We start from the raw sequence: 3,489 nt of genomic DNA on the forward strand, positions 1-3,489 counted from the left end.
GCCGCCTACGTGCGCGACCTGCGCCGCGTCGCCGGCTGCGACCGGTCGCGACGCATGTGCGCTCCGTAGCGCCTGCATGAACCCGCTGCGATGAGCCGGCGCCGCACGGTCGCCGGGTTCGCGCCGGACGAAGCCTTCCTGGATCCACTTGTGCAGCTTCGCATCGAGGTTGTCGGCATCGACGACCGTATCGACCGAGGTGCTGCCGTCGGGCCGGTGATGCTGGATGCGGTACATGTGCGCGCGTTCGGAGCGGCTGACGATCCATTGCCCGGCGGACGGGTCCGCCAGTTGACGATAGACGCCGAGTAGCGACGGGGCGGAGGGAGTGGAATCAGCGGGTGCGTTCATGGTGGCGAGCGAGAGTGGGCGGCTGGCGCTTCATGCCTGCGATGCATCGCGTCGATTGTAGATTTTTTTGTCGTGAAGGAGGGCATTCGCGCGGGGATCGATTCGCTGCGATTCGGTGCGGTGCGGTGCGGGACAGGCGGGGCATCGGCCGGCCGGATCAGGTGAGCGCTACCGGTCATGCGCTGCAGCATGGGTTTTCGGCTCCTTCTTTACGGCGCTGAACTGCTTTTGCCGTCCCGATCCGTCGGCGAAGTTTCGGCTCGTTGGCGTGGGTCGGCCACGCCCATGCATGCGAAGGTCGATTGGCACCCCATCTGGCGCTGATCTCCCGGTCTTTTCAGGAAAACAACCCGTCATGTCGAATCGCCAGCCGTCATGCCTTGATCAACTGGGGCGAATTTCAGTACCGTAGCAGGCTTGATCGCCGGGCTTCCATCGCACGTCCTTGGTTGCCTCGGCGCACCCTCCCATTGCGCGCCGGACGTCGAATCCGGCGAAGGAGTGTCGAACGTGGCGGAGACAGGAATGGATGAACGGGTGATTCGTCGTGCCAGTGCGCTCGATGCGCCGGCCGTGCTGCGAATCTTCGATGACGTGATTGCGTGGTTCGTTGCCATCGGTAACGACGGGCAATGGGGCCGAGAGGCATGGTCGACACAACCCAAGCGGATTGCGCTCGTGACCGAAGCCTGTGCGCTGCCCGACGCGTGGGTCGCGGAGGATCGGGAAGGCCGCGTCCTGGGCGCATTGATCCTCGGCGAATCCATGCCCTACGTGCCGCCGGCGACCGAGCCGGAAATCTATGTGCGCGTGCTGGTTGCATCCCGCGATATGCGGGCTCGCGGTGTCGGCCGGCGTCTGATGGCGTTCGCGGATGAGCGCGCCCGGGCGGCCGGGGTGGCGCGCCTGCGGGTGGACTGCTATGGCGGCGGGACGGGTGCGCTGGTGCGCTTCTACGAGTCCTGCGGGTATGAGCGAATTTCCACCTTCGACGTGGATGGCTGGCCGGGGCAACTGTTGGGGCGTCGTTTGTGACGGTGCCTGACCGAAGCCACGCGGCTCGACAGCGTTGGGTCGAGCGCGGGAGCGCGTGCAGGCGGCCGTTTCACGGCTAGCCGGAAACGATGGTCTGCCCGACGGGATTGCCGTGGGCCGACGCACCGGGAGGCACGGGCGCGTCGTCCACCCCGTGCGCGACCGGCAGCGCAACCCGCACATAAAGAAACGCGCGCCGCTCGCGATCGGGCAGCACCTGCGGCCCGTAACTGATCGTGACCGTGCCGTCGCGGATCTCCCCCGCCTGCGCGAAACGCCACGCGCGGGGATCGCTGTCGAGCAGGAATTCCGCGCGTGCATAGGCTTGCGGTTCGAACAGCTCGGGAATGTCCACCGGGCGTCCGTCGAGCTTGTCGAGCAACGCTTCGGCGATGTTGAAGCCGTAGCCGTCGCGCACGATGTCGCAGATGAAGCTGCCCGCGATGCGCGGATTCAGTTCGATCACGTGCGGCACACCGTCGTGCACGATGCAGTCCAGGTGCACAGGCCCCCATGTCAGCCCGGCCGCCGCCGTGGCGCGCGACCCGACGTCGATCAGCGCGCGCAGCGTGCCCGCATCGAGGTCGAGTTCCGACGTATAGCCGCGCTCGAGAAAGCCTGCCCCATGGCGTTTCAGCTTGCGCAGCGCGCCGACGTACCGGCCGTCGAAATACTCGACGCAGTATTCGCTGCCGCTCAGGAATTCCTCGATCACGACGCGCCCGGTCGCACGCGCTTGTGCATCGGCTTGTCCGGCGGCGAGGGCGTCGAGTTGCGCGCGTACCTCGGCGATGTCCTCGCAGCGCCGCACGCCATCGCTCGCCGAGCCTTCCGACGGCTTGACGACGACCGGGAACCGCAGCGGGTCGGCCGCGGCCGCGAGCGTCGCCGGCGCGGCCAGCGTACCCGTGACGAATTGCGCAGCGGGGATGCCGTGCGCGGCGAGCAGCGCCTTCTGGTTCGACTTCGACACCGCGTGCGCGACACGTCGCGCATCGGGGCCGGGCAGGCCGAGCGCGTCGGCCACCCACGCGGCGGTGCGCGCATAAGTGTCGTGCGCGGTCGTCACGCGCAGCGTGTCGATCTCGTCCGGATAGCGCGTGCGCAGCCAGCCGGCGAGCTGGCCGGCATCGGGTTCGAGGTTGATCGTCTCGACGCCTTCGGGAAACACACCGTCGAGACGGTGCCCGGGGGCGGTGATCACGGTCACGGCTACCTGTCGCGCAAGCGCACCGCGCACGAGCGCGAGGCTGCTGCCGGTGGCGCGGGCGCCGATCACGATAAGTCGCTTCATGCTGGATCCTTGATCGAGGGCGGAAGAGTGGAACGGCATCGCGTGTCGGCTAGCGTGCGCGGCGACGCAGGCGCTGTGCTTCGAGACGCGGCAGCAGATGCTGGACGACGCGCGGCAGCGTATAAATCGGCAACTGCGCGCACGTGAACACGAGTGCCATGGTGGGCGTCGCGGCGAGCCCGAGCGCGGCCCACATCAGGCCGACGTTACGATTGGCGACGATCAGCGCGACATTGAGCCGCGTGCGGACGTCGCCGGGCGTGAGCCCGTACGCGATGACCTGGAAACCCGCGTTGACGGCGAACGCGAGTGCGATCGCGCTCAACGCGCGGTGCGGCGCGTCGATGATCGACTGCTGCATGCCGGCCATCGTGCCGAGCGCGAACACCAGCAATGCCGCGACGACGGTCGCATCGATCGGCGTCGCAAAGCGGTCGAGCCGGGAACCCGCGAAGCGCCGCACGAGCAGCGCAACGCCCTCGGCGCTGCCGATCAGCAGCGCGAGCCGCAACGCGAGATTCAGCGGCGAGATCGCCACGGCCGCATCGTGGCTGAACCACGCCGTGAGCAGCGGCGCGGTGAGCGGGACGAACACCATCGACGCGAGGGTCGCGACGAGCGCGACGCTGGCGTCGAGCGACAGCATCCGCGCGATCGTCGACGTACCGCTCGACGGCGGCGCGCAGTACGCGATCACCAGCGCGACGACCCAGTCGTACGGCATGCCGGCGAGCCGCGCGGCGATGCCGAGTGCGACGGGGCACGCGATCATCGTCGCGGCGGGCAGCAGCAGCGACACGGCCGGCCGC

Annotated in this window: 3 protein-coding genes and 1 pseudogene; 1 reads left to right on the forward strand and 3 read right to left on the reverse strand. The window is 68.4% G+C overall.

Going from position 1 to position 3,489, the window contains the following annotated elements; genetic code table 11:
- Positions 1 to 351: pseudogene (locus G3N99_RS37225) on the reverse strand (AAA family ATPase); the annotation flags it as partial.
- Between the two features lie 525 nt (positions 352 to 876).
- Here G3N99_RS37225 and G3N99_RS37230 point away from each other — a divergent pair.
- Positions 877 to 1,386 carry a GNAT family N-acetyltransferase gene (locus tag G3N99_RS37230; protein ID WP_206124862.1) on the forward strand — a complete coding sequence of 170 codons (510 nt, stop codon included), beginning with the start codon at positions 877 to 879 and terminating at the stop codon, positions 1,384 to 1,386.
- Between the two features lie 76 nt (positions 1,387 to 1,462).
- Here the strand turns inward: G3N99_RS37230 and G3N99_RS37235 are convergent, their stop codons facing one another.
- The gene (locus G3N99_RS37235) at positions 1,463 to 2,680 is read right to left on the reverse strand and encodes an ATP-grasp domain-containing protein (RefSeq protein WP_206124863.1); all 1,218 of its coding nucleotides are present in this window, start codon (positions 2,678 to 2,680) and stop codon (positions 1,463 to 1,465) included.
- A gap of 49 nt (positions 2,681 to 2,729) precedes the next feature.
- On the reverse strand, positions 2,730 to 3,489 hold a 760-nt coding region (locus G3N99_RS37240; protein WP_206124864.1), incomplete at its 5' end, for a hypothetical protein.

The sequence above is a fragment of the Burkholderia sp. Ac-20392 genome (assembly GCF_017104585.1).
Lineage (GTDB): Bacteria > Pseudomonadota > Gammaproteobacteria > Burkholderiales > Burkholderiaceae > Burkholderia > Burkholderia lata.

Coding starts and splice junctions, on each gene's coding strand:
- G3N99_RS37230 (WP_206124862.1), top strand. CDS start 877: ATGGATGAACGGGTGATTCGTCGTGCCAGTGCGCTCGATGCGCCGGCC.
- G3N99_RS37235 (WP_206124863.1), bottom strand. CDS start 2,680: ATGAAGCGACTTATCGTGATCGGCGCCCGCGCCACCGGCAGCAGCCTC.